Source organism: Mammaliicoccus stepanovicii (genome assembly GCF_002902525.1).
Lineage (GTDB): Bacteria > Bacillota > Bacilli > Staphylococcales > Staphylococcaceae > Mammaliicoccus > Mammaliicoccus stepanovicii.
Genome location: NZ_PPQZ01000118.1, coordinates 48,014 through 72,821 on the forward strand (window position 1 = coordinate 48,014; position 24,808 = coordinate 72,821).

The following is a 24,808-nucleotide window of genomic DNA, read 5'->3' on the forward strand; positions in this document are numbered from 1 at the left end:
TCAATGATTTTGTGGGATTTATTTTAAAAAATTTAGTAACATACTTCCCATCCACATGGTATAATGATGTTGATTTTAATAATAAACAAAGGTGGATAATAGACAATGTTTTTAATCATCAATATTATTGGTCTGTTGATATTCATTGGGGTCGCTTTTCTTTTTAGTAGGGATAAAAAGAATATCGACTGGAAATCTGTAATCATTCTAATTGCTATTAACTTAGTGTTAGCATGGTTCTTTACACAGTTTCCTATTGGAGCTAAGTTCATTAAAGGAGCAGCAGATGGTGTTAGTTGGTTAATCGAATCTGCATTCTCTGGTATTGGATTTGCATTTGGTAGCTTTACAGCACCAGGACCGGGAAAAATGGATATGGCAGTTTCAGCGTTACTTCCTATATTACTAGTAGTACCTGTATTTGATATCTTAATGTATGTAGGTATCTTGCCGAAATTCATATCAGCATTGGGATGGGTTATTTCAAAAGTAACAAGACAACCTAAATTCGAATCATTCTTCTCAATTGAAATGATGTTTTTAGGAAATACTGAAGCTTTAGCAGTATCATCTAAACAGTTAACTTCAATGAATAAAGTGAGAGTTTTAACTGTAGCTATGATGTCTATGAGTTCAGTTTCAGGGGCAATTGTTGGTGCATATGTCACGATGATTCCGGGAGAGTATGTATTAATGGCTATTCCATTAAACATTATTAACGCGATTATTGTAACAACAATCTTAAACCCATTTGATTTAGATCCTGCAGATGATGAAGTTGCAGAAATCGAAACTGGAGAAAGACAACCTTTCTTCTCATTCTTAGGCGATTCTGTTATTAATGCAGGAAAACTTGTATTAATCATCATCGCATTTGTTATTGCATTCGTTGCATTAGCAGATTTAATCAACAAGTTATTAGGTATTATGGATCCAATTCCATATTTACCTGAAATTCGATTAGAGTATATACTGGGTATCTTTATGTTCCCATTTGCGCTACTACTCGGATTGCCTGTTGGAGAAGCATGGGTAGTTGCACAACAAATGGCACTTAAAATTGTAACGAACGAATTCGTTGTAATGAGTACAATTAGTAAAGAAATAAGTGGATATTCTACGCATAGAGCAGCGGTAATCAGTACATTCTTAGTATCGTTTGCTAACTTCTCTACTGTCGGTATGATTATTGGTACATTAAAAGGTATAGTCAAAGATGATGTGTCTAATTTTGTATCTAAATATGTTCCGATGATGTTATTATCGGGTATCTTAGTTTCATTACTAACTGCAGCATTTGTTGGATTATTTGCTTGGTAATATGAATTTAGTAAAATGAAAAAAGGGAGTGGGACTCATTCATTATGTCCTAGTCTCTTTTTTCTATAAGGGGGGTATCATCATGATGAGGCGAATACTCGATATATTAGGTATTATACTATGGCTCATTTCGATCATATTGATTATCGTGAACTACGATAGTTTACCAAACAAAATTCCAAGTCATTATAATTTGTCTGGAGAACCTGATTCTTGGGGGACGAAAGTATTTGTTTTTGCTTTACCCGCAATGGCAATAGTTGTTTGGATTGTATTACATATTATAAATCGTAGTAAAAAGCTAGAACGATTTATACATGTACCGAGTATGAATGGTAAACCGAATAGGGCGCAAATAGATTTAGCCAAAATTTTGTTAGATGTCATGAAATTTGAGATGATGGCAATTTTTACGTTCTTAATTGTTAAAGATTTATATACTGCAAAGGGGATGCCTTTCGTATTAGGCTTCTGGGAACCGTTTATCATTTTAGGTATCATTTGTATCACAGTCGTGATTTATTTGTTTAATAATTATAAGCTTGATCAAGAAAAAATATAAATTGAAAAGAGTGAACCATAATGAAAGAATGTAGTTGGCCAAGTAGTGATTTGATGAAGTTATATCATCAAAATGAATGGTGTAGAATAAGTAAAGATGATCGTTACATATTTGAGATGCTTTCATTAGAAGGTGCACAAGCAGGATTGTCATGGGAAACTGTTATTCAGAAGAGAGCAGCATACCAGGAAGCTTTTCATGGGTTTGATATTGAAAAATGTGCCACATTGACAGACGAAGAGATTGAATCAATTAAAGAAAATTATAAAGTCATTAAACATATTGGAAAGTTAAAGTCAGTTAGAAATAATGCGTTAATTGTAAAGCAAATACAAGATGAATATGGTAGTTTTTCTAATTTTATATGGGCGTATGTAGAGGACGAACCGATTATTAATGAATGGAAAAGTGAAAATGAGATGCCAGCAGAAACAGACTTATCTATAAAAGTAAGTAAAGACTTTAAGAAGTTAGGTCTAAAGTTTGTAGGTCCCAAAATTATTTATTCATTCTTACAAAGTATCGGCATAATAGACGATCATATTATAACGTGTCCTTATCACACAAGAAATAGGTAAAAATTTGTGACAAGTAGTCGCTTAACATTAATATCGTAACTTAATTATTGTAAAATCTTTAACTCTACAAGTATAAGAAGTTTACAACCCAAAAAACGAGAAAATCACGTTTCAGCGTGATTTTCTCGTTTTTGATTTAGTTAGGACTGATACGAATCATGTCTCAAGTCCTGTTCTTTTATTGTTAGATATCTTTACTTAATGTGTCATTAATAAATAAATCTAAGTTATCTCTTAAATGACTGTATACTTCAGTATCTATATCTAGTTTTTGTAATCCATTTGCGACTTCTTCTGTTAATTGTTCTTGTACTTCGATGCCTTCTTTTGTTAAAGATACGCGTAAATTTCGTTCATCATTAATAGCTCTTTCGCGGTTTATATAGCCTTTTTCTTCTAGTTTTTTTAGAAGTGGCGTTAATGTACCGGAATCTAGATATAATCTATCTCCTAAAGTTTTAATATTGATAACTTCATTTTTATCTATAGCTACAAGAACGATATAACCAGTATAAGTGATTTTGTATTTTTTTAATAATGGCGTATATTTTTTGATTAACTCTTTTGACGCTACATATAATAAAAATCCAAGTTGTTTATCAATAGGTGGTAAACCCATTTTATCATCCTCCTCACGTCAAAATTAAGCCTATATTGAATTGACGTCAAAGTCAAGACGAAACAGAAATGTTCATAAAATTGAAAAGATTATAGTGTTCAACTCAGATTGTCATAACTTTCAATTTTAATAAGATACAATTTAAATTATTATTGAAAAGAAGTTATATCTTAGTCGTTTTTTTGATATTCTTAAAGAAACATAAAAAAAGTGAGGTGTGGTTGTATGGAACAACAAGAGTTGACGAAAGAACTCGTTCAAGAAATTGTTATGAAAGCAGGACGTGTTCTATTAGAAGCAGGATCAGATGCATTTAGAGTTGAAGATACAATGTATAGAATAGCTAAGCATCTTGGTTATCCAAATAATCAATGTTATGTTAGTTCTACAATCATAAACTTCGCTTTAGATATAGATGATAACATTAGAGTCTATAGAGTGAGTAAGAGAGATACTAATCTTGGAAACATACATAATGCTAATACGGTTTCTAGAATGTTAGTTAAAGATGAAATAACGCCTAATGAAGCATTGAAACAGCTTAATTATATAAATGATTCTAAAATGCCATACTCACTTGCTTTAAAGACAGTTGCAGCTGGTTTTATATCTGTGTTTTTCTTATATTTATTTAACGGTGTTAAGGAAGATATATTAGCGACTTTGATTGCGGGAGCTGTTGGATATGGTGTTGTGGAATTACTTCATATTTGGACGAAAGTAAAGTTTATCGCAGAAATAGTAGGGGCATGTTTAATTGCCTTGATTGCGATATTTGGTCAAATGGTAACAGGTGGTGACACACTTAATATTGTAGTTATATCCGCAGTCATGCCAATTGTTCCAGGTGTATTAATTACAAATGCGATACAGGATTTGTTCTTAGGACAACTATTAGTAGGTATTTCAAAAGGACTAGAAGCGACATGTACAGCTCTTGCAATTGGAACGGGTGTGGCGATAGTATTAATTATATTTTAATGAGAGGTGAGCAATGATTTTAACTTTATTCTTGAATTTTATATTTAGTTTTGGCGCGTCATTATTATTCGCGTTATTATTTAGCTCACCAAAGCACTTGCTCTTGCCTGCTGGTTTAGTAGGGGGGATAGGTTGGATTATGTTTAAATTAGGACTCGGTTTAGATACATCAGACATACAGTCGTCATTTATAGGTGGATTTTTCGTTGGTATTATGAGCCATATGATGAGTAGGAGATATTTGTCACCAGTTATCTTATTTATTGTTCCGGGTATTATCCCACTTGTGCCAGGAGGAACAGCATATGAAGCAATTAAAAATTTAGTTCTCAATGATTATCATGAAGCGTTGATTACTATGATAAAAGTTGCATTAATATCAAGTTCGATAGCATTAGGATTACTTATTTCAGATTTATTATCAAAAATATACTTTAAATATCAAAAGCATTTAAAACTAAAGAAAAATTAAAAGACAAACCCGTTTATTATATAAATGCGAGTTTGTCTTTTTGATTTTATTCGTAAATATATTTCAATATTTCAACCGCTTGGTCTACAGTTTCTACTGTAACGTTAGCTTTGTTAGAAAGCTCTTTAAGTGGATGGATTAAGTCTTTAGGTCGTACAATAATTAAAGGCTTATTCATTGTAACTGCAGCTGAAGCATCCATTGCAGTGTTCCATTGTTTATATTTTTCTCCAAATAATGCAATGACCACATCTGCTTTATTCATTAACACTTGCGTACGCAAATTATTAATATTTGAAGCAGCGTTGTCTCTATAGTATGAATTGGGTTGTTCACCTAAAATAGCTTCACCAATGTCATCAGAACGATCATGATTTGTTTGGGGTCCAACGAATGTGATTGGTAAGTTAAGTTGAGCTACTTTGTGTGAAATATCATCTCGCCAATTATCATGAATTTGGCCAGCTAAATAAACGGTTAATTGAGTCATGGAATATGACCTCCTTTATTTATTATTTTAACATATCTTACTTATGATCTTTAACTTATAAAACCTTGAATAGCATCTACTAAACTATATATACCAAGGAAAGAAACGACAAGTACAACGAATATAGCTATAATATTAAGTACAAAACTGTTAGCAAACTTGCCCATCATATTTTTCTTGTTCAAAATAACAAATATTAAAATTGCGATGATAGGTAAGATAATACCATTTAATGCTTGTGCGAGTAGTAATACTTCAAGTGGTTCAAAACCTAAAGAAGAAGTAATGATACCTATAAATATAACAATCGCAAATACGAGTCTGTACTTCTTGCTTTTCACGCCACCTTTCCAGCGTAAACAACTACTGATTGTCGCCGCAGCTCCCATAGGCGAAGCGATAGCTGAAGATAAGCCAGCAGAAAATAGTCCAATACTCATAAATAATGGTGCAAAATCACCTAAAATAGGTTTAAGCGGTTCTGAAAGTTCAACAAGACTGGAAACTTCTTTCCCCTCAATCAAAGTACCTGCAGTAATTAAAATTGCAGCAGATATGATACCACCTAATGCGATGGCTAATATTGTATCAAACCTGACAGCTCTTAAATCTTCAGGTCCATTAAAGCGTTCATGAATAGAATTTGCATGAATGAAGAAGTTATACGGCACAACTGTCGTACCGATTAGTGCAATAATTGTTAAGATAGAGCCATCTGGAATACTAGGAATAAATGCACCCTTTAAAACGGCTGTGAAATCTGGCTGAATGATGATCACCGTAGTAATAAAGATAACACCCATAACAAGTACGAGAACAGTCATCACTTTTTCGATAAGTGCATAACTCCCAATTAATCCGATACATAAGATGATGATACCAATGATGGGTGCAATAGCATGTTCAGGTACACCAATTAAATAGGCTGCACCTAATGATGTACCAAGTAAATCGCCTGAAATATATGCGGCACACCCAACGGCAACAGCTATCATACTAAACCATACAGTTATAATTTTTAATAGATGATGATTAAATATATCTCGAATAGCCTCCCCTAAACCTTCATTTGTGACAAGTGCAAGGCGTGCCACCATTTCTTGTAAAGCCATTGTTGCTATAATTGAGAAAATCACCGCCCATAGTAAACTATAGCCGAATCCGGCTCCCCCTTGTGTCATCGTTGTAACAGTACCCGGACCTATAAATGAAGCGGTGATAATCATACCTGGACCAAATATACTAAACGTGCGTTTTTTATTGTCTTCCATTTGAAACATCCCCTTTGTATGTCACACATTACCCTTTATTTAAGTATTGAATATGACCTGCTAATACGTATAACACGGCTGTTGATACAAAGTGAGATGAGTTTTGATTAGCATCTTGCATCGGATAAACTTCTACAAAGTCCATTCCAATAAGGCCTAATTTACCAAATTCATGAATCATTGTGAGTAATTCGTAACTTGTTAAACCATTACCGTCAACCGGGCCACCTGGATTAAATGCAAAGTCCAAGACGTCACTACAAATTGTTAAATATACAACGTCAACTTCTTTACTCGCCTGTTGATAAATATCTTTTGCGAATGCTTTCAAATCGTTACATTCTCTTATGTCATTAATCGTTATCGTAACGGCGCCATTTTCTTGTGCATATTTGCCCGTTTCAGGCTGGTTTCTTGGGCCATGAATACCGGTATGGATTAAACTTTCATTTCGAATACCTTCTGTTTCGTATAGCCTCATAAAAGGTGTGTTTCGCGCGAATTGTTCATTTTCGTAGTGAGGCATATTATCATAGTGGGCATCTAAATGAATGATGCCAACACGTTTACCTGTATTCGTTAATCCTTTCAAAATTGGATATGTAATACCGTGATCTCCACCTAGTCCAACTAAGAATTTATTTGTATGCCATAAAGATTGAGCAAAATTTTCGATATTTTGAACAGTTTCATCTACATTATGTGGTACTGTAGAAACATCCCCAACATCTCCTAATGTTAAGTGTTCAAATACATCAATATGATCTAATTCTGGAAGGTATCCACTATAACGTGCTGAGGATAATCTAATTTGTTTTGGTCCTAACTCACATCCTGTATAGTCTCCCCAAGTACAAGGGCCTTCAAATGGGACACCATAAACAAGGACATCGGTATCATACTCGTTTGTTTTTGATAAATTTTTAGCACCTAAAAAGCAAGGCGTATTGCCATAGATTCGTTCAGTCATAGTAAAAATACTCCTCTCCAATAGTTAATGCTCATTATATAAAAGTAAACAGACGTTATCAAATATTTCTGAATATTATTATTTTTATAGGGAATAATAAAAGAATAAATTTACATAAATCGAAATGAAATGTTTAGGGGGAATTTTAAACATGAAGTTGAAACTCATCGCAATAGTCATAGCTAGTATAACGCTAGCAGGCTGCACTATATCAATAGGAGATCCTCCTGAAAAGAAGCATGCTAATCATAAAGAAAAAAAGTAATAAAAGCAATGAAACCAAAAGAAATAATCCTAGAATAGATATATTGTCCCAAGATTTTTCAGAACAATATATGAATGCAAATCATGTATCGGGATATAAGAATTTGATGAAAACTATGAATAGAAAAGAAGTTGAAGCTAAGTTTGGAAAAGAAGAAGATGTGAGAAATTTCTTAGGTAGAGAAGGGCATGTATATGGTAATTTTATGGTTATGTACTATTTAGGTAGTGATAATCCAATCGAACAGTATAGTATTGTGCCAAGTGATAAAGTGACATATCGTGAATTTATCAACTTTCACGGTGAACCAGCTCAGGATTTACGAACAGGGCAAGGCCATTCGTTTGTAACCTATAACAATACACCGAATAATGGATATCAAATTGCTGTGTATACGAGTGGTAATAAAGATGATGATGAGATTCAATATATTATGCAATATCCAGATGATTTTGAATTTGTAAATTCAAGTGAGCATCAAAACACATTTATAACGAGACATAATGTATTTGATGCAGTCGAAGCATTCGAAGGTGTTGATAAAGTCGATACCGATAATACAACATGGAAAGAACCTAAGAAAACGGGTGACACGTATGGATTTTCTTACGAGAATAAAGATGGAAAGTTGCTTGGTTCATATAATGTAAGGGAAGATGGTTATGTAGAATCTTTCGATGAAGAAGGCAAGAAAATTAGAGCAGCTTATATAGACCTACATTAAACAAAATATTTGTTTAATGCTTCTGATATTCGGTACAATAGAAATAACAGTAAATGGAGGTTAGAGTTATGAAATTAAATGAAATTGATGAAAACGAACTATATCCTACAGAAAAAGTTGGTCCGAGTGTATTAGGTACAATTATTTATAAAGTAGGCGAACAATCACAATTCAAAGGTGCTTATATTACAACGAATGAACGTGTAATTATGAGTGTAGATATGAATGGCGAACCTTATAAAAGAGTATTCAGTTATGAAGATATTAAACAAGTAACCATTGAAGACAAAGGAATACTATTCATAGAATTTCCTCAAGGTAAAGTTGCGATGGTAGATATTGAAGATGGAGATATCGAATCTTTCAAAGAATATGTTAACGAACGTGTACAATAGATTAATTAAATAAGTTTAATAATAAACAGCCCTTAAATTTAGTTATGATTTCATGACTAAATTTAAGGGCTATTTTAGTTTACAAATGGTTATGATTTAGTAAGCATTTTTGTGAAATATTTCGTTTGTTTTTCAATAGAATTTGGATCTGAATACATAAATAAGTTTTTAGGATAGTAATAAACATGACCTTCTTTGACAGCAGTTGTATTCTTCCAAATGCTACCATCAATTAAAGATGATTTAGGTTTCTTACCATCTTCTGTTGGTATTAATAAATAATCCCCAGCATACTTGTTAAAGTTCTCAAATGATGTTGGTAACCAACCTTCTTTAGGGATGTCTTTCTTAGCAGTTTCTGGGTGTTTGAATCCGAACCCTTGATAAATAACTTCTGATCCACGGCCAAAGTTATCACCAATTAATGTTAGTTCTTTCGGGCCAACCTCCATTATAGAAATTGTACTATTTTCACCAATTTTTTCTTTTACTTTTTTACTTTCTTTAGTCATGTAACTTTCTAATGACTTAATTTGTTCTTTTGCTTTATCTTCTTTATTTAAAAGTTTCCCAATTTCTATATGGACATCTTTAAAATTTCGTTTACTATGATTAAATGGAACAGTAGGTGCTATTTTTTCGTACTTTTTAATTTTTGGATTTGCATTATATGTAATGATTAAATCCGGCTTTAATTTTGTTACGGCCTCTACATCTTCTGATCCAACGCGTTTTGCACCTTTATCATCAACAAATTTTGATTTTTCAAAATCTGCATCGACACCTACAGGATTAACGCCAAGCTTTTGGAAGTTACCTTGATTTGTTGTTAAGACAACAACACGTTTAGGTTTATCTGGTACGTCTATCGTTTTACCTTCATCCGTTTTATATTTATGTGTATGCTTTGAAGAGGATTCATTACTGTTGTTACATCCAGCTAATATTAATAATAAAGTAGCTATAAATAATAATAATTTTTTAGTCATTTTTATCTCTCCTAATTGATAATTGGTTTCAATTATACCATGAATTTTATAAATATTAACATTAATTAGTTACATTTGTTTATTATGTGTAGCGGTAGTGTTTGAATAAATGGTGTGTCTAAAAATGAATGAGATAACAGCCCGAGTCTTAAAGAATCAGAAACTCAAAGAAAAAGATGAAACTCACAATAAAAAGTGAATTTCATCTTTTAATATTTTGGAGCGTCAGCAGTTATGTGGACCGCATATCGAGTTTTCGGACCACATAACGATTTATGTCGACCGCATTTCAAGTTTTCGGACCACATAACGATTTATCTGGCCCGCATTTCGTATTTTCGGACCACATAACAATTTATCTGGACCGCATTTCAAGTTTTAGGACCACATAATGATTTATGTGGACCGCATTTCAAGTTTTCAGACCATATAACGATTTATGTGGACCGCATTTCAGATTTTCGGACCACATAACGATTTATCTGGACCGCATTTCGAGTTTTCGGACCACATAATGATTTATGTGGACCGCATTTCGTAAATCTGATTCATCTTTGATCTTTATTGCCTAATGACTTTATAATTCTTCCTCGTTACCGTTATATATGAGTTTCGGTTCTATAGTAGCTTTGAGAGAATGTGCGACTGTACAATATTTGTCGACACTAAGCTTGATAGCTCGTTTTAATTTTTTTAAATCTACCTCTCCTTCAATATCAAAAATCAAATTAACGTATTTTACTGAACGGGATGTATTATCTTCTCTTTCGTCATCTACAGTAATTTCGAATTTAGTAGTATCGTTTAATCTTTCTTTCATGATGTTTGTAACATCTATTCCGGTACAACCAGCTAATCCACTAAGCATCAATTCGACTGGAGATGCTCCATTATCGTCACCACCTGATTCAGTTGGTGCATCTGAAATGATATCGTGACCGAATTTTGATTGTGCTTTAAAAGTCTTCTTACCTTGCCAAACGGATTTAATCATGGCATTACCTCCTCATATTAATTTTCTTAATTGTACCAAGTTCATGTTCATGAAACTAATATAATGATTAGTCATAGTCCTCACTGTAGAAGTTGTTTGAAATATTTTTAATAATATTTCATTTGTTCATATTCAGTTCACATAGGGTGGTTATTATATGAGTATACATTAAGAGAAAGGGACGGATAAAAATGAAATTAGCATTAAAAGAACTTACTTATTACAAATTTAAATATCTACTCGTAACGTTGATATTATTTTTACTAGCATTTTTAGTATTATTTATTTCTGGTTTAGCACAAGGATTAGCAAAGGAAAATGTTTCAGGTATAGAAGATTGGAACAAAAGTGAATATGTGATAGCGAGTGATGCAGATAATAGTTTAAGTCAATCTGACATTACGAATAAACAAGAAAAAGCAGTACAAGATATCGTTAAAGGCGATACGATCAAAACAGCGAACCAAAAAGTTGAAACTGATAGTGGTAAAGCAGATATGATGTTTACACAACTTACAAACAATATTCAACCAAAACCTTCAAAAGGTCACTTACCTAAAAACGGTGACGAAGTTTTACTAAACAATAAATTACAAGCTGAAGGCATTTCAATTGGTGACAAGATAAAAATTGCAGACGAAGATCAAAAATTTAAAGTAGTAGGATTTGCAGATGACATTATGTTTTCACATACTTCAATGGCATATGTCAATAAAGATGGAATGAAAGATTTAAAAGGTAATCACATTTCAGTAATTGGTTATGATAGTTTAAGTAAAAGTGACAAATCAAAAATTAATGACTTAGACGGTGTCAAAATTGTTTCACAATCAGATATGTTAGAAGCGATTCCAAGTTATAATGCAGAACAACAACCATTAAACTTAATGATTGTCTTTCTATTCGTAATATCAGCAATTGTAATCACGGCATTCTTCTATGTCATGACAATACAAAAAACAAGTCAATTCGGTATTTTAAAAGCAATTGGTACTAAAAATAAAAGCTTAGTATCATCACTGATGTTCCAAATTTTAATCATTACATTAATCGGTGTAGCAATTGCAATTGGTGTTGTATTAATATTAAACGGATTTATGCCAGTAACAATGCCATTTTATTTAAATGTTAACTTGATGATGCTAATGGTAGCAGTATTTATAGTCGTATCATTAGTCGGAGCAGTATTATCACTTATAAAAGTTATGAAAATTGAACCACTAGAAGCTATAGGAGGAGAATAATTATGGGATTAGTCATTGAACATGTAACAAAATCATTCGGAGAAAAAGAAGCAAAAACACAAGTGTTGAATGATATTACATTCACAGCACAAAAAGGTGAGTTGATTGTATTAAATGGTGCATCAGGTTCAGGTAAATCAACATTATTATCCATTATAGGTGGACTTCTAGGCAAAAGTTCTGGTGATATATCATTAGATGGTTTAGATTATGATCAGTTATCAGATAAAGATTTAACTGAAATGCGTTTAAACCAAATTGGATTCATATTCCAATCATCACATTTGATACCTTATTTAAACGTCACAGATCAATTAACATATGTTGGTCAAATGGCTGGTATGGATAAGAAAGATGCAAAAGAACGTGCAACAAAATTATTAACGGAAATCGGATTATCACATAGATTAAAATCATTTCCGAACTCATTGTCTGGTGGGGAAAAACAACGTGTTGCTATTATGAGAGCTTGGATGAACGAGCCTAAATTAATTTTGGCAGACGAACCAACAGCAAGTTTAGATTCAAAACGTGCTATAGATGTAGTTAAAATGATTAAAGATAATGTTAAAGAAAATAACTCAATTGGTATCATGATTACACATGATGAGAGAGTGTTTGAATATGCGGATAAAGTAATCAAATTAAGTGACGGTAAAATTGAAGAAAAAGTTTCTTAATTAAATGAATAACTCAAAAAATGGGAGCAAGACTATGAAATCTTATTAACAAAATTCGATTTCATGTCTGCTCCCATTTTTTGTTTTTAAAATTATTTCTTAATGAAGCCTTTTTGGTTAAGTCTTTCTAATATATCAGGTCTTGTCTTTTGGCTCATCATGTTAACAATTTGCTCAGACCATGTTTCTGAACGTTGACCATTCGTTCTTTGTTCATAATAATTTTGAATATCTTTATCATAACGTTCGATTTGTTCTAATTGAGCAACTTTATCAGCGTTGTATTTATTTTCATGGAAGACATGTTCAAATGGTAATCTTTGTTTAGGTGATCCTTGATCATTATCACTTGGAATACCAACAGCCATTCCGAACAATGGAAAGACGTGTTCAGGTAAGTCCAGTATTTCGCTAACTTTTGCGACATCATTTCTCAATGATCCTAAAAATACAACGCCATATCCCATATCTTCAGCAGTTAAAGCAACGTTCTCTGCAGCTAAAGCGACATCAATCGCACCTACAAGAAGGCCTTCTGCAGATTCAAAGCTTGTATTCATATTTCCGTTTTCTTTTTCGTTAATTAGACTATGACGATAATAATCGATAACATAAACAAATAAGTAACCATTGTCTACAACGTACTGTTGGCCAGAAACTTCTTTAAGTGCTTTCTTAATTTCCGGATCACGTACACCAATGATAGAATATGCTTGAATATAACTAGAAGTAGAAGCCATTTGACCTGCTTCAACTAGTTGTTTAACTACCTCATCTGAAAGTGGCTCATCTTTAAAATTTCGAATAGATCGATGTTGTTGCGTTAAATCATATACTGATTGTTTCATTTATGGAAGCTCCTTTTTGATTAAATGATATTTAATATAGTAACAAAAAAATAACTCAAGTACATTCATGTTGCATTAAAACAGATTATAAAATAAATATTGTGTATACTAATCAATAACATGTAACTATAGGGGGAAAGTCATGATTGAAATTAGACAAGTTAAGTTTGAAGATGCTGAAGAGATATTAGATATGGATATTAGAAATCGAACTCGTTTTGAAATGTATTCAGGCGCAAATAAGAAAGATTCAGATTATCAATTGTATAATTACAGAAAAAATATAGAAAAATATTTAGAAGAAATGAAGAATGATGATGGCTATCATTATGTGATTATTGAGGGGAAATCACATAAAATTATTGGTACTATAAATTTATTTGCAGTTGTTAGACATAACATGCAAAGTTGTATGATGGGGTATGCACTCGATGAAGCTTATGGTGGAAAAGGATATGCGACACAAGCAGCCCAAAAACTCATAAATATTGCATTCGAAGAACTCGGTTTCCATAGAGTAGAAGCGGGCGTTCAACCTGTAAATAAAGCTTCAATACGTGTATTAGAGAAAGCCGGTATGACGAGAGAAGGATTAAACCGTTCCAATGTTCGTGTTAATGGTGTATGGAAAGACCACTATTTGTACGCTATTGTAAATGATCGATATTAAACGAGCATTAAACATAATAAAGCACACTATTACTTAGTTGAATTATGCTAAGTGATGGTGTGCTTTATCGTTATCTTGTTTCTGGTTGATTTATTTTTCGCTTATGATCTATATAAAGACCAAGTGGTGTGAGGATAAATGAAATGATAATGAAAAGCCAATTGGATGTATAAATTTTCGGACCAATTTGTAAGTAATATGCAGGTAAATAAAATGCAATAATAGTTAAAATAAATGATCCTGATATAAGGATATTCGTGATAAGCGTAACCCAATTGGATTCGCTGTATATTCTAATTTGTACTACTTTAAACAATATCCAAATAAAGAAGAAAATCATTGAAAACCCAGTCAAAATCGTAATTAAAATTGTATATAAATAAGTATATTCAACTTGGGTGAAGAAACCGACAAATCCTTTTATAAATGAGAATACACCTAACAATATGAGTATGTGAAGACTAATAAATTTAAAAATATTTTGAAATGTACGATTTGGCATATTATTAATCATCTTGTCAGCATGCTGCTTCGGATTATGATTAAAAAATTCCATCGCATGCATACCTTCTTTATCAGCTTCGAGTAAATTATTGAGAATATCGAGTAGCATTTTTTCAGAATCATATTCATTTATACTTAAGTTTGCTCTTACATACGTCGAATAATTTTCGTATAATTCTCTATCATGACTGTTTAAGCGTAGCCGTTTAACATTATTCTCAATAATAAGGTCGCGTGTTGATTTTTTCATTAGCCTTATCCTCTCTATTTTCTTTAATTTCATTTTACCAACAAATTTGTTATAAAACATTATTAATTTGAGGTTCATCTTTTTTACAGATGCATAATTTTTCGATATGATAAATAATGACAGGTGGTGTAGACTTGGAATTTTTGACATTATTTATTGTATTTTTAGTTGGTATCTTTGCAGGTACAATTAATATTGTATCAGCAGGTGGTTCGTTAATTGTTTTACCTATACTCATTTTCTTTGGCTTACCTACCACTGTAGCAAATGCATCGAACAGAGTTGCTATATTAGTACAAAACTTATTAGGTTTATATGTATTTTACATAAAAGGTATGCGTAATGTTAAATTAAGTATCATTTTAAGTATTCCAGCAATTATTGGATCATTTATCGGCGTGCATTATGCTATTAATTTACCAGATGCAGTTTTTAATCGCATGCTAGGTGTTATTATGCTTTTAGTATTAATCGTGATGATTATTCCAACAAGATGGAAAGATGGACATAATAAATCTGAAAAAATCACAACATTCAGGAAAATTCTTCTCGTAATTGTATTTCTCGCTTTAGGAATCTATGGTGGCATCGTTCAAGCGGCTGTTGGCTTTCTATTTATTCTTGCATTAAATATATTACTTCCTAAATTAAATTATGCGGAAGTTCAATGTATGAAAACTTTAGTTATTACGATCTATTTATCATTATCAACTTTTATTTTTATATTTCAAGGTTATGTTAATTGGCCATTTGCTATTAGTTTAGCATTAGGATCTGGAATCGGCGGGTTTATAGGTGGTAGATTAACAGTATCACTACCAGAAAAACAATTAAAAATCATTATGTTTGTGATTATATTCTTTTTAGCAATTAAACTTTTAATAGACAATAATTAGGTTAGGTGAAAAATGTACGATTTAAGATTTATACAAGATGATTCTACAATTTATGCTGTGAGCCAAATGGCAGCTAAATCAATCAAAAGCGAAAACCAAAACAAAAAACTAATCATTTCACTTGAGTATGAAGCAATTAAACGCTCCTTAGCATACGAGACAAGTATCTTAATTGGTGCTTTCGATCAAGATGAATGTGTAGCATTTATTTGGGGAAAATTCGACATAAAAGATAAAGAAGTTAAGATTTATAATTTATATGTTGAAGAAAAATATAGAAGACAACGTATTGCTACAAGTCTAAAGGATTCATTAGAGAAGTGGGCTGAACAATTAGGCGCACGTTCTATCGTTACAACTGTTGATGTTCATAATAAAAACATGATGCATATTAATGAATCAAGAGACTATGAAATAGAAAAAATTATAATGCGTAAAAGTTTGAATAAATAAAGAAAAGAGGAGTTTTATGGCCATATTTGAAGGGTTTTTATGGTTTATCATGGGGATTATATTGAGTTCTATAATTTATCATTATATACCAAAAGTACCTTTGAGTTTTATTCAAATTGCGATAGGATTTGTTACATTCTTATCTCCTATTCCAGTTGAATTAAATTTTGAATCTGAGGTGTTTATGGTAGGTATTATAGCACCATTGCTATTCCTAGAAGGGATTACCGTTTCACGTGTGCATTTGGCTAGATATTTAAAGCCAGTGATGTCAATGGCACTCGTACTCGTATTTACAACGGTATTAGGAATTGGATTTATATTACATTGGATCTGGCCTGAATTACCACTTGCAGCATGTTTTGCAATTGGTGCAATTGTTTCTCCTACTGATGCAGTAGCGGTGCAAGCTATAGCAAAAGGGAAAGTTCTACCAAAAGGTGCAATGACAATATTACAAGGAGAATCGTTACTCAACGATGCTGCTGGTATCTTATCATTTAAAATAGCTTTAGCAGCGTTAGTTGGTGGCTCATTCTCATTATCTGGTTCTGTCGGTCAATTTATGATTACTGCAGTTGGTGGTGCAATTGTTGGGCTTATTATAGGTTATGGACTTGTTCAGTTACGTGTATATTTAACTCGAAACGGTATTAACAATGGAAACATGTTGACGTTTATACAGGTTATTACACCATTTTTAGTTTATATAGTTGCAGAGACATTTCATTCTTCAGGGATTATTGCTGCAGTCATTGCTGGGTTAATTCATGGTGTAGAAAAAGATAGAATAGCGCAAGCAACAACTAAAGAACAAGTAACATATAACCATACATGGGACTTATTAAGCTATTTGTTAAATGGTTTTGTATTTATTTTATTAGGATTTTTAATACCAGAAGTGCTTAATAATATATTAGAAGAGTCAAAACAAGAAATTGGTCATGTTATATTCATTACGATTATCGTGTCTTTATTAGTTTATTTATTCAGATATATTTGGGTACTTATTTCGTATCGTTATTTCTATTTACCAGAAAGTCGTTTTTCAAGAATGTTGACTACTGGTCAAGATATAAAACCGCAAACAGAGGTCGATAAACCGAATCGTTTTAAATATGCATTTATTATGACGATTTGTGGTGTGAATGGAACGATTTCACTGGCCATTGCGTTAATGTTGCCTTACAAATTATCGCAACATCAAGATTTTATTTACCGAGATAACTTGTTATTTATTGCTACTGGCGTCATATTAATTAGTTTAGTAGTAGCTCAAATTACGTTACCTTTAATCACACCGAAAGCTAAACTCAAAGATAAAAGTCATTATACTTTTAAAGAAGCTAAAATATTATTAATTGAGCGTGCGTTAGAAAAACTACAAGAGTACTATAGTAAAGAAACGAGTTATGTTCACGGAAAAATAACGAGAAGCTATCATATGCAATTATCATTTTTAAAAGAAAATAATGAAAAAGATGAAGATATTAAAGAGTTAGAACGCATTCGAAAAATCGCGATTAATACTGAATTTGAAACGATAGATAAACTCATAAGTAAAGGTGAAATTAGTCAAAGTACTTTTGACAATTACAGACAAATTACAGAAAGATCGACGACATTTAAGAACGCTTCTTTATATGCTAAAAGTATACTAATATTGAAGTTATTTTTACGTAGAAGAAAAATTAAAACATACATCAATGCAACGAGTTCTTTATCAATCGAGTCCAACTTGAAAGAGATGAGATACATTACGAGAGAAGTGCATTATCAAGTAGTCAAAAGATTGTCCAAAGAAATGAATAAAGACAACGAATTTGAAATCAGTTTAGTATGTGATTCATATTTAAATAAAGTAGAGAGGTTAACACCGGATAACTTTAAAGGAAATCATACTGCAATTTATACTGAAATGGAAATATATGCATTAAGAATTGAACGTGAAATGATAAATGAATTGCTTGAAGATGGCAAGATAAGTAGACCACTTGCTACAAAATTAAGAGAATCTGTTAATTATGACGAAATGATTGTGCTCGGTAATAGTTTATAATGTTAATATCATTAGATAGCTTACCGCGAGTGTGGTAAAATGTTGAAGAATATATATAGGAGGCGGCACCTATGAAAAAAGCACTAATACTAATGGTGAGCTCATCAATCATGTTATCTGCATGTGGAAATGATAATGAACAAAAAAATTTAGAACAAGAAATAAAATCGTTAGAACAGTCTTCTAAAACATACAAAAATGACAAAAAGTCATTAGAGAAAGAAAATGAAAAATTGAAAGACAGTATTAAAGAGAAAGAAGATAAGTTAAAGAAATTAGAACAAGAAATGAAAGAATCAGATTCAGAGTCCACGATGGATGATAATGAAACAAATTCTAAAACGAAAGACAAGGAAGTTTCAAATACTTCAAAGGATGAAGAGGATAAACATTTTTTTCCTAATACAATCAGAGCGTCAACAAATGGTGATGTAAAGCTTGTAAATGATTTGAAAAACAAACATTTTCAATTTGAAGATAGTGGGATGAAAGTGAATATTAATCATCTTCAAATTTTTCGAGTAAGCAACATGCCTGAAGGTCAAGTACTGTTATTTAACGGTGCGAAAGATGGATATGTCGTTATGTACGAAGTGGTTACTGAAAATACAACGCATGGTAAATTGTATTATGATAATACAGCTTCAATTAAAGATGGCGATAAATATCAACGTTCTGATTATGCATCATTTATTCCGGATTCTCATAATGAACAACATATGAAGAAATCTAAAGAAAATACAGATGAATATCAAGCTGGTGAAAAAACGAAAAGTTTAAAATCAATTCCAATTTCAACAGAAGTATATCAAGCGATTAAAGATAATACAGCAACGTTTAATATTCATGGTGGGGTAAGTAAGACACCTACTTTTGATAATGCATCTACAAAAGAGCAGTCATTTAAACTGGATATTTAAGCGCGTTTATATTTAAGAAGATTAGGGAATAAATCACTAATGATTATTTGAAATGAGGGATGTTACCGTGCACGAAAAAGAATTCGTCTTAGTTGAAGGAAAGAACATAACATTATTAGAATTAGGAAAAGAAATTGAAAATATAACTGGCAGAACATTAAAATCAACAGTCGGTGAAGTAAGAAGTTGGCCTTCAGAAGCTGTTATTTTTGATCGTAAATCAAATATAAACCAGGTCGTATATCGATTTAATGATGTTAACGATATTGTAGATGCTACAATAGAAGTACCTAGAGGGTTTAGTCATTATGATACTGAACCAGTGAATGTAAAGTTACTAACATATGTTAGAAGATCTTAAATTTTTAATTTAAATAAAGGCAAACCTGTGTAAAATCTTTTGATTTTTTCAGGTTTGTCTATTTTTATACATAAGGAGAAAAGCATGAATACAAAATTTATTAAATATATATTCTTAGCAGTAATGGCATTGACACTCGTAGCGTGTTCTAATGGTGCAGATGAAAAGAAAGGTGAAGACGGAAAGCTAGTGCTTACACCTAAAGATAAAGACATTAAAGGTAAAGTGTTGTTTGATAGTGCACATGGGCAAACTGCAGGTAGTGCTGATTGGGTAATCGATGGTGGTTTTTCTGACTTTGCAGATGCATTGTTGAAAGAAGATTATGAAGTGTCTGATCTAGGTTATAACCAAGCGCTTGAATATAACAAAATGAAAAAATATGACCTTGTTGTCATACCTGAAGCAAACAATCCACTAAAAACAAATGAACAAGATGCTATAGAACAATATGTAAAGTCAGGTGGAAGTGTCTTAATGATTAGTGATCATTATAATGCCGATAGAAACTTTAACCGTTACGATGCTTCAGAAGTCATGAATGGATATAGAAGAGGCGCATATCAAAACCCTACAAAAGGTATGACTCCAGAAGAAAGTTCTTCAGACAAAATGAAAAATGTCGAAGGGCGTGACTTCTTAAATGATGTATTTGGATTGCGCTTTAGATATAATGCGCTAGGCAATATTAAAGTTGATGATTTTGCTTCAGAGGAAAACAGCTTTGGTATAACGAAAGGTATCAAAGGCGTTTCAATGCATGCAGGCTCAACAATAGCGATTACAGATCCTAATAAAGCAAAAGGCATTGCATTTTTACCAAAATTATCAAGCGATGATAAATGGAGTCACGCTGTAGACCAAGGTATATATAATGGCGGAGGTAAAGATGAAGGCGCATATATTGCAATCAGCAAATCAGGAAATGGTAAAGGAGCTTTTATAGGAGATTCATCGATGATCGAAGATAAGTCACCTAAATATAAACGTGAAGACAATGGCGAAACTAAGAAAACTTACGATGGATTTAAAGAAGAAGATAATAAACAAATGACAATGCAAATTGTTGAGTGGTTAAACACAAAAGATAAGAAACAAGACTTAACAAATATGGGCATTCAATTAGACGAAAAAACACCATTATTGAGCTTTGAAGAGCCAGAAAACAGCACAGAAGTGCAAGCTGAACCTTGGGGAACGCCAAAGCATGGCTATAAATGGTATGACGCATCAACATATGCCAAAGGAAGTTACGGTCAATCACAACACGCGCGTCAAATCAGTTCAGAGACTAATTCGGAAAAACAACATTCAAATAACATGACAACAAAACATCAAACAGATGATACTTCTAAAGCATTTGAATTGCCTGATGAAGTACAGCGACAAGAAAAATTTGATATTACTGTTCATGTAGAAGAAAGTAAATTAGTAAATCAAAAATTCCAATTATCCATCAAAAATAAAGATGGAAGAGAAGTAGGTATGTTTAACGGACAAAGACCAGGAGTTTCAGAGTCAGTTAACCCTAAAATTAAAAACGGAATGACTGACTGGTATTTCAAAACAAAAATTGCAAACGAGGCTGACGATGAAGTGAATGTTGAAGTACTATCAGGTGGCAAAGTCATAGATTCTACTACTTTAAAATTAAAATAATTGAAATGGAGTATAAATATTTATAAGCGTTAGCTCATCAATTTTAATTAACAATTTCACTTATTGGAACATGCATTTTAGTTGTAGAAAGCGTTTTCATAGATTAAACTGAAACTGTAATTAATTTATAGGGGGCGATTTAAATGGCTTTTGAATATCCAACAGCAGAGAATGCGAAATACAAAGTTAAAGGTAAATACCAAAACTTTATAGGGGGCAAATGGGTTGATCCTAAAAATGGCGAATATTTCGATAATGGATCACCTGTGACAGGAGAAGTTTATACTAAAATTCCTCGTTCAACTAAAGAAGATGTAGATGAAGCGGTAAAAGCAGCGCATAAAGCACAAGTTGAATGGGCACAAAAATCCCCATCCGAACATTCTAAATTATTATTAGATATTGCAGATAGAATTGAAGAAAATTTAGAAGAATTAGCTGTAATCGAAACGTTTGATAATGGTAAACCGATTAGAGAATGTTTAGCTGCAGACTTACCGTTAGTTGTAGATCATTTTAGATATTTTGCAGGTGTTGTAAGAGCTGAAGAAGGTTCTATATCACAAATTGATCATGATACTGTTGCGTACCACTTCAAAGAGCCAATTGGTGTTGTAGGTCAAATTATTCCTTGGAATTTCCCATTATTAATGGCAACTTGGAAGTTAGCACCTGCTATTGTTACGGGAAATGCAGTTGTGCTTAAACCAGCAGAACAAACACCAGTTTCTATCTTACACTTAATGTCTTTAATTGAAGACTTACTTCCTGAAGGATTAATAAATGTAGTAAATGGATTTGGTGCAGAAGCTGGACAAGCACTTGCGACGCACGAAGATATAAATAAAGTTGCATTTACCGGTGAAACGACTACTGGTCGAATTATTATGCAGAATGCAAGTCAAAACTTAATACCAGTTACGTTAGAATTAGGTGGTAAATCACCTAACATATTCTTCAAGGATATTATGGATGAAGATGATGACTTCTTAGATAAAGCAGTAGAAGGTTTAGTCATGTTCGCACTCAACCAAGGTGAAGTTTGTACATGTCCTTCAAGAGCGTTAGTACACGAAGATATTTACGAGAAATTTATGGAGAAATGTATAGCACGCGTAAAAGCGATTAAAACAGGAAATCCACTAGATCCAGAAACGATGCTAGGTGCACAAACTTCTCAAGAACAATCTGAGAAAATTCAAAGTTACTTAGATATTGGTAAACAAGAGGGTGCTGAAGTATTAGTAGGTGGTAATGTACGTAAAGAATCTGGAGAACTTGAAAATGGATTCTACATTGAGCCAACTATTTTCAAAGGTACTCAAGACATGAGAATATTCCAAGAGGAAATCTTTGGACCTGTGTTATCATTAACAACATTTAAAGACGATGAAGAAGCGTTAGCAATGGCAAATGATACACTTTATGGATTAGGTGCAGGTATTTGGACTAGAAATCAAAACAAAGCATATCGATTTGGTAGAGGTATACAAGCTGGACGAGTATGGGTAAACAACTATCATTCTTACCCAGCACATGCAGCGTTTGGTGGTTACAAAATGAGTGGTATTGGCCGCGAAAATCACAAGATGATGTTAGATCATTATCAACAAACTAAAAACTTACTCGTAAGTTATGATGATAAACCAGCAGGACTGTTTTAATTGGAAGAACAAGTTACTGCTACTGAAAAAGCCAAAACACTCATAAAAGATATGAAAAAAATTCATGGTGAACATTTAATATTTCATCAATCAGGTGGATGTTGTGATGGTAGCTCGCCGATGCTTTTTGTAGAAGGTACATTAATCATTGGAGATGTAGATGTAAAACTTGGTGAAATTGAAGGTGTACCATTCTATATGAACAAAAAGCAATATGAATACTGGAAGCATACAAATCTAGAGATAGATGTTGTTGATGGTAGAGGTGGAATGTTCAGCATAGAAGGACCGACCGGAAAGAGATTTCATATTAGAAGTTCTATAAGATCATAATTTATTGAAGGATGTGCTAAAATATTAGTACATCCTTTTTTAATTCACAATAAGGTTGGGTGAAATAAATGCGTACATATATTGAAACAAAAAGACTTATATTAAGAGACTGGAAAGACGAGGATATTGCTTTATATCAGAATATGAATGCAAATCCTGAAGTTAGAAGATACTTTCCAGATTTATTGAGTTACAAAGCTACTGAAAATACCATAAAAAAAATGCAACAAATTATCGACCAATATGGCATTGGTTTATTTGCTGTGGAATTAAAAGCTACAAAAAGCTTTATAGGTATGGTTGGTCTTAATTATATACCTGAATCAAGTGAAATAAATATTTCTGATAAATCTGTTTATGAAATTGGTTGGAGAATTGATAAGACTGTATGGGGAAATGGTTTAGCGACTGAAGCGGCTGAAGCAGTGTTAGAGTATGCTAAAGCGCAAGGTATACAAGAGGTATATAGTTTTACTGCTGAAATCAATAAGCCTTCAAGAAGAGTCATGGAAAAGCTAGAAATGAATCATATTAGGAATTTCATACATCCTAACGTCGTTCAAGATGAGAAACTTGCAGATCATGTGTTATATCATAAATATTTATGAGGAGATGAATAAATGATTGTAATCAGCGCATGTTTAGTTGGAGAAAGAGTCAGATATGATGGGGATCATAAATTGAATTTATATTTAAAATCATTAATTGATGATAAGAAAGCAGTAAGCGTTTGTCCTGAAATTCTCGGAGGTCTACAAGTACCTAGAGAACCAGCTGAAATAGAAGGTGGGGATGGATTTGATGTATGGCAGAATAAAGCTTACGTTAAGACGATTTCAGGTCATGATGTAACAGACCAATTCAAAGAAGGTGCCAAGCGTACGTTATCTATAATGAAACATTTAAATGCATCTAAAGTAATATTGAAAAGTGGCAGTCCGTCATGTGGATTATCTGATATTTATGATGGAACATTTACAGGAAATAAAAAAGAAGGTGTCGGTATAACGACAGCCCTCTTAAAATTAAACAATATTGATGTATATGATGAAACGTCGATTCCTACTACTTTTGATAATCACGAATTTTAACAGGTTGTGATTTTTTAAGTGATGCAAATAATTTAGGAATATCTTCTTCAATTACAGCAAGATGACGATAATCCTCATTGACAAACCCAGTGTGAATGAGATGTTTAATCATGGATTCCATCGGTTCAAAGAAATGATGAATATTAAATGCACCAATGGGTTTGTGATGTAAACCAATTTGTGACCACGTATAAATTTCGAAGAATTCTTCTAATGATCCTGCACCGCCAGGCAACATAATAAATGCATCTGCCATATCAGACATCATTTGTTTACGTTCATGCATCGTTTCTACAACATGATATTCTGATAAACTGTCATGTGCAATTTCACGCTCTGCTAAAAATTTAGGCATGATACCAATCGCAATACCATTATGTTCTAGAACTCCGTTTGCTACTGCACCCATCATACCAGTTGATCCAGCACCATAAATTAATTCGTATTGATTTTCTGCTAAATATTTACCAAATTCATATGCACGTTCTGTATATATTGGGTCATTCCCATTGCTTGCACCGCAAAATACTGCGATTCTTTTCATAG

29 protein-coding genes are annotated in these 24,808 nt (G+C 32.5%); 20 read left to right on the plus strand and 9 right to left on the minus strand.

Translation table 11 applies throughout. The features are described 5' to 3' along the window. Positions 1–105: 105 nt before the first annotated feature. The 3 genes from CD111_RS11705 (at position 106) to CD111_RS11715 (ending at position 2,460) form a co-directional block, all read left to right on the plus strand. The gene (locus tag CD111_RS11705) at positions 106–1,320 is read left to right on the plus strand and encodes a NupC/NupG family nucleoside CNT transporter (protein WP_095089466.1); all 1,215 of its coding nucleotides are present in this window, start codon (positions 106–108) and stop codon (positions 1,318–1,320) included. Between the two features lie 82 nt (positions 1,321–1,402). After that, on the plus strand, positions 1,403–1,882 hold the full coding sequence (locus CD111_RS11710; RefSeq protein ID WP_095089464.1) for a DUF1648 domain-containing protein: 480 nt from the start codon (positions 1,403–1,405) through the stop codon (positions 1,880–1,882). 20 nt (positions 1,883–1,902) lie between these two features. Then, positions 1,903–2,460: a DNA-3-methyladenine glycosylase I gene (locus CD111_RS11715; RefSeq protein ID WP_095089462.1), complete on the plus strand. Its 558-nt coding sequence runs from the start codon at positions 1,903–1,905 to the stop codon at positions 2,458–2,460. A gap of 184 nt (positions 2,461–2,644) precedes the next feature. Here CD111_RS11715 and CD111_RS11720 read toward each other — a convergent pair whose 3' ends face one another. Continuing rightward, complete coding sequence (locus CD111_RS11720; protein WP_095089460.1) at positions 2,645–3,079, minus strand: MarR family winged helix-turn-helix transcriptional regulator; 435 nt, start codon at positions 3,077–3,079, stop codon at positions 2,645–2,647. Between the two features lie 225 nt (positions 3,080–3,304). Between CD111_RS11720 and CD111_RS11725 the strand changes: the two genes are divergently transcribed. Both CD111_RS11725 and CD111_RS11730 read left to right on the plus strand, forming a co-directional pair. Continuing rightward, positions 3,305–4,060 carry a threonine/serine exporter family protein gene (locus CD111_RS11725; RefSeq protein WP_095089458.1) on the plus strand — a complete coding sequence of 252 codons (756 nt, stop codon included), beginning with the start codon at positions 3,305–3,307 and terminating at the stop codon, positions 4,058–4,060. A 13-nt stretch (positions 4,061–4,073) separates the two neighbouring features. After that, the gene (locus tag CD111_RS11730) at positions 4,074–4,532 is read left to right on the plus strand and encodes a threonine/serine exporter family protein (RefSeq protein ID WP_095089457.1); all 459 of its coding nucleotides are present in this window, start codon (positions 4,074–4,076) and stop codon (positions 4,530–4,532) included. Positions 4,533–4,578: 46 nt separating this feature from the next. Here the strand turns inward: CD111_RS11730 and CD111_RS11735 are convergent, their stop codons facing one another. Genes CD111_RS11735 through CD111_RS11745 form a run of 3 tightly spaced genes read right to left on the minus strand, consistent with a single transcriptional unit; the run spans position 4,579 to position 7,263 of the window. Then, on the minus strand, positions 4,579–5,022 hold the full coding sequence (locus CD111_RS11735; RefSeq protein WP_095089456.1) for a YtoQ family protein: 444 nt from the start codon (positions 5,020–5,022) through the stop codon (positions 4,579–4,581). A gap of 50 nt (positions 5,023–5,072) precedes the next feature. After that, a complete protein-coding gene (locus CD111_RS11740; RefSeq protein ID WP_095089454.1) occupies positions 5,073–6,293 on the minus strand; it encodes an Nramp family divalent metal transporter in 1,221 nt (406 codons plus the stop codon). Between the two features lie 28 nt (positions 6,294–6,321). Beyond that, a complete protein-coding gene (locus CD111_RS11745; RefSeq protein WP_095089452.1) occupies positions 6,322–7,263 on the minus strand; it encodes an agmatinase family protein in 942 nt (313 codons plus the stop codon). 371 nt (positions 7,264–7,634) lie between these two features. Between CD111_RS11745 and CD111_RS11750 the strand changes: the two genes are divergently transcribed. Together CD111_RS11750 and CD111_RS11755 are read left to right on the plus strand one after the other, a co-directional pair. Then, positions 7,635–8,252, plus strand: coding sequence for a hypothetical protein (locus tag CD111_RS11750; protein ID WP_142380965.1), 618 nt, complete (start codon positions 7,635–7,637; stop codon positions 8,250–8,252). 68 nt (positions 8,253–8,320) lie between these two features. Further along, positions 8,321–8,647: a hypothetical protein gene (locus CD111_RS11755; protein ID WP_095089448.1), complete on the plus strand. Its 327-nt coding sequence runs from the start codon at positions 8,321–8,323 to the stop codon at positions 8,645–8,647. Positions 8,648–8,736: 89 nt separating this feature from the next. Here the strand turns inward: CD111_RS11755 and CD111_RS11760 are convergent, their stop codons facing one another. Together CD111_RS11760 and CD111_RS11765 are read right to left on the minus strand one after the other, a co-directional pair. After that, entirely contained in the window at positions 8,737–9,636 is a 900-nt protein-coding gene (locus tag CD111_RS11760) for an ABC transporter substrate-binding protein (protein WP_095089446.1), read from the minus strand. 577 nt (positions 9,637–10,213) lie between these two features. After that, entirely contained in the window at positions 10,214–10,630 is a 417-nt protein-coding gene (locus CD111_RS11765) for an OsmC family protein (RefSeq protein WP_095089444.1), read from the minus strand. 191 nt (positions 10,631–10,821) lie between these two features. Here CD111_RS11765 and CD111_RS11770 point away from each other — a divergent pair, with 191 nt between their 5' ends. Together CD111_RS11770 and CD111_RS11775 are read left to right on the plus strand one after the other, a co-directional pair. Further along, on the plus strand, positions 10,822–11,874 hold the full coding sequence (locus CD111_RS11770; protein ID WP_095089442.1) for an ABC transporter permease: 1,053 nt from the start codon (positions 10,822–10,824) through the stop codon (positions 11,872–11,874). Between the two features lie 2 nt (positions 11,875–11,876). Further along, entirely contained in the window at positions 11,877–12,554 is a 678-nt protein-coding gene (locus tag CD111_RS11775; protein WP_095089440.1) for an ABC transporter ATP-binding protein, read from the plus strand. 92 nt (positions 12,555–12,646) lie between these two features. On the opposite strand, the gene nfsA is transcribed toward CD111_RS11775, so the two are convergent. Continuing rightward, positions 12,647–13,402 (minus strand): oxygen-insensitive NADPH nitroreductase, encoded by a 756-nt coding sequence (gene nfsA, locus CD111_RS11780; RefSeq protein ID WP_095089438.1) that lies wholly within the window; start codon positions 13,400–13,402, stop codon positions 12,647–12,649. Between the two features lie 142 nt (positions 13,403–13,544). On the opposite strand from nfsA, the gene CD111_RS11785 reads away from it, so the two are divergent. Further along, positions 13,545–14,072 carry a GNAT family N-acetyltransferase gene (locus CD111_RS11785; RefSeq protein ID WP_095089436.1) on the plus strand — a complete coding sequence of 176 codons (528 nt, stop codon included), beginning with the start codon at positions 13,545–13,547 and terminating at the stop codon, positions 14,070–14,072. A 70-nt stretch (positions 14,073–14,142) separates the two neighbouring features. On the opposite strand, the gene CD111_RS11790 is transcribed toward CD111_RS11785, so the two are convergent. Beyond that, positions 14,143–14,826, minus strand: a complete 684-nt coding sequence (locus CD111_RS11790; protein ID WP_095089434.1) for a DUF1129 family protein — start codon at positions 14,824–14,826, stop codon at positions 14,143–14,145. Between the two features lie 134 nt (positions 14,827–14,960). On the opposite strand from CD111_RS11790, the gene CD111_RS11795 reads away from it, so the two are divergent. The 10 genes from CD111_RS11795 (at position 14,961) to CD111_RS11840 (ending at position 24,262) form a co-directional block, all read left to right on the plus strand. Next, a complete protein-coding gene (locus tag CD111_RS11795) occupies positions 14,961–15,722 on the plus strand; it encodes a sulfite exporter TauE/SafE family protein (protein WP_158245708.1) in 762 nt (253 codons plus the stop codon). A 12-nt stretch (positions 15,723–15,734) separates the two neighbouring features. Further along, the gene (locus tag CD111_RS11800; RefSeq protein ID WP_095089430.1) at positions 15,735–16,175 is read left to right on the plus strand and encodes a GNAT family N-acetyltransferase; all 441 of its coding nucleotides are present in this window, start codon (positions 15,735–15,737) and stop codon (positions 16,173–16,175) included. Positions 16,176–16,191: 16 nt separating this feature from the next. After that, the gene (locus tag CD111_RS11805; protein WP_095089428.1) at positions 16,192–18,234 is read left to right on the plus strand and encodes a Na+/H+ antiporter; all 2,043 of its coding nucleotides are present in this window, start codon (positions 16,192–16,194) and stop codon (positions 18,232–18,234) included. A gap of 71 nt (positions 18,235–18,305) precedes the next feature. Beyond that, complete coding sequence (locus CD111_RS11810; RefSeq protein ID WP_095089426.1) at positions 18,306–19,154, plus strand: SA0632 family lipoprotein; 849 nt, start codon at positions 18,306–18,308, stop codon at positions 19,152–19,154. A 67-nt stretch (positions 19,155–19,221) separates the two neighbouring features. Then, positions 19,222–19,515 carry a hypothetical protein gene (locus CD111_RS11815; RefSeq protein ID WP_095089424.1) on the plus strand — a complete coding sequence of 98 codons (294 nt, stop codon included), beginning with the start codon at positions 19,222–19,224 and terminating at the stop codon, positions 19,513–19,515. A gap of 84 nt (positions 19,516–19,599) precedes the next feature. Further along, positions 19,600–21,174, plus strand: coding sequence for a DNA-binding protein (locus tag CD111_RS11820; protein WP_095089421.1), 1,575 nt, complete (start codon positions 19,600–19,602; stop codon positions 21,172–21,174). 143 nt (positions 21,175–21,317) lie between these two features. Next, positions 21,318–22,838, plus strand: a complete 1,521-nt coding sequence (gene exaC / locus CD111_RS11825) for an acetaldehyde dehydrogenase ExaC (protein ID WP_095089418.1) — start codon at positions 21,318–21,320, stop codon at positions 22,836–22,838. After that, positions 22,839–23,171 (plus strand): DUF779 domain-containing protein, encoded by a 333-nt coding sequence (locus CD111_RS11830; RefSeq protein WP_095089416.1) that lies wholly within the window; start codon positions 22,839–22,841, stop codon positions 23,169–23,171. 68 nt (positions 23,172–23,239) lie between these two features. Continuing rightward, on the plus strand, positions 23,240–23,779 hold the full coding sequence (locus tag CD111_RS11835) for a GNAT family N-acetyltransferase (protein ID WP_095089413.1): 540 nt from the start codon (positions 23,240–23,242) through the stop codon (positions 23,777–23,779). A 12-nt stretch (positions 23,780–23,791) separates the two neighbouring features. Further along, positions 23,792–24,262 (plus strand): 2-thiouracil desulfurase family protein, encoded by a 471-nt coding sequence (locus CD111_RS11840; RefSeq protein WP_095089410.1) that lies wholly within the window; start codon positions 23,792–23,794, stop codon positions 24,260–24,262. Here CD111_RS11840 and CD111_RS11845 read toward each other — a convergent pair. Beyond that, positions 24,237–24,806 carry an LOG family protein gene (locus CD111_RS11845; protein ID WP_095089406.1) on the minus strand — a complete coding sequence of 190 codons (570 nt, stop codon included), beginning with the start codon at positions 24,804–24,806 and terminating at the stop codon, positions 24,237–24,239. The two genes, CD111_RS11840 and CD111_RS11845, sit on opposite strands and share 26 nt — an antisense overlap. Positions 24,807–24,808: the final 2 nt, after the last annotated feature.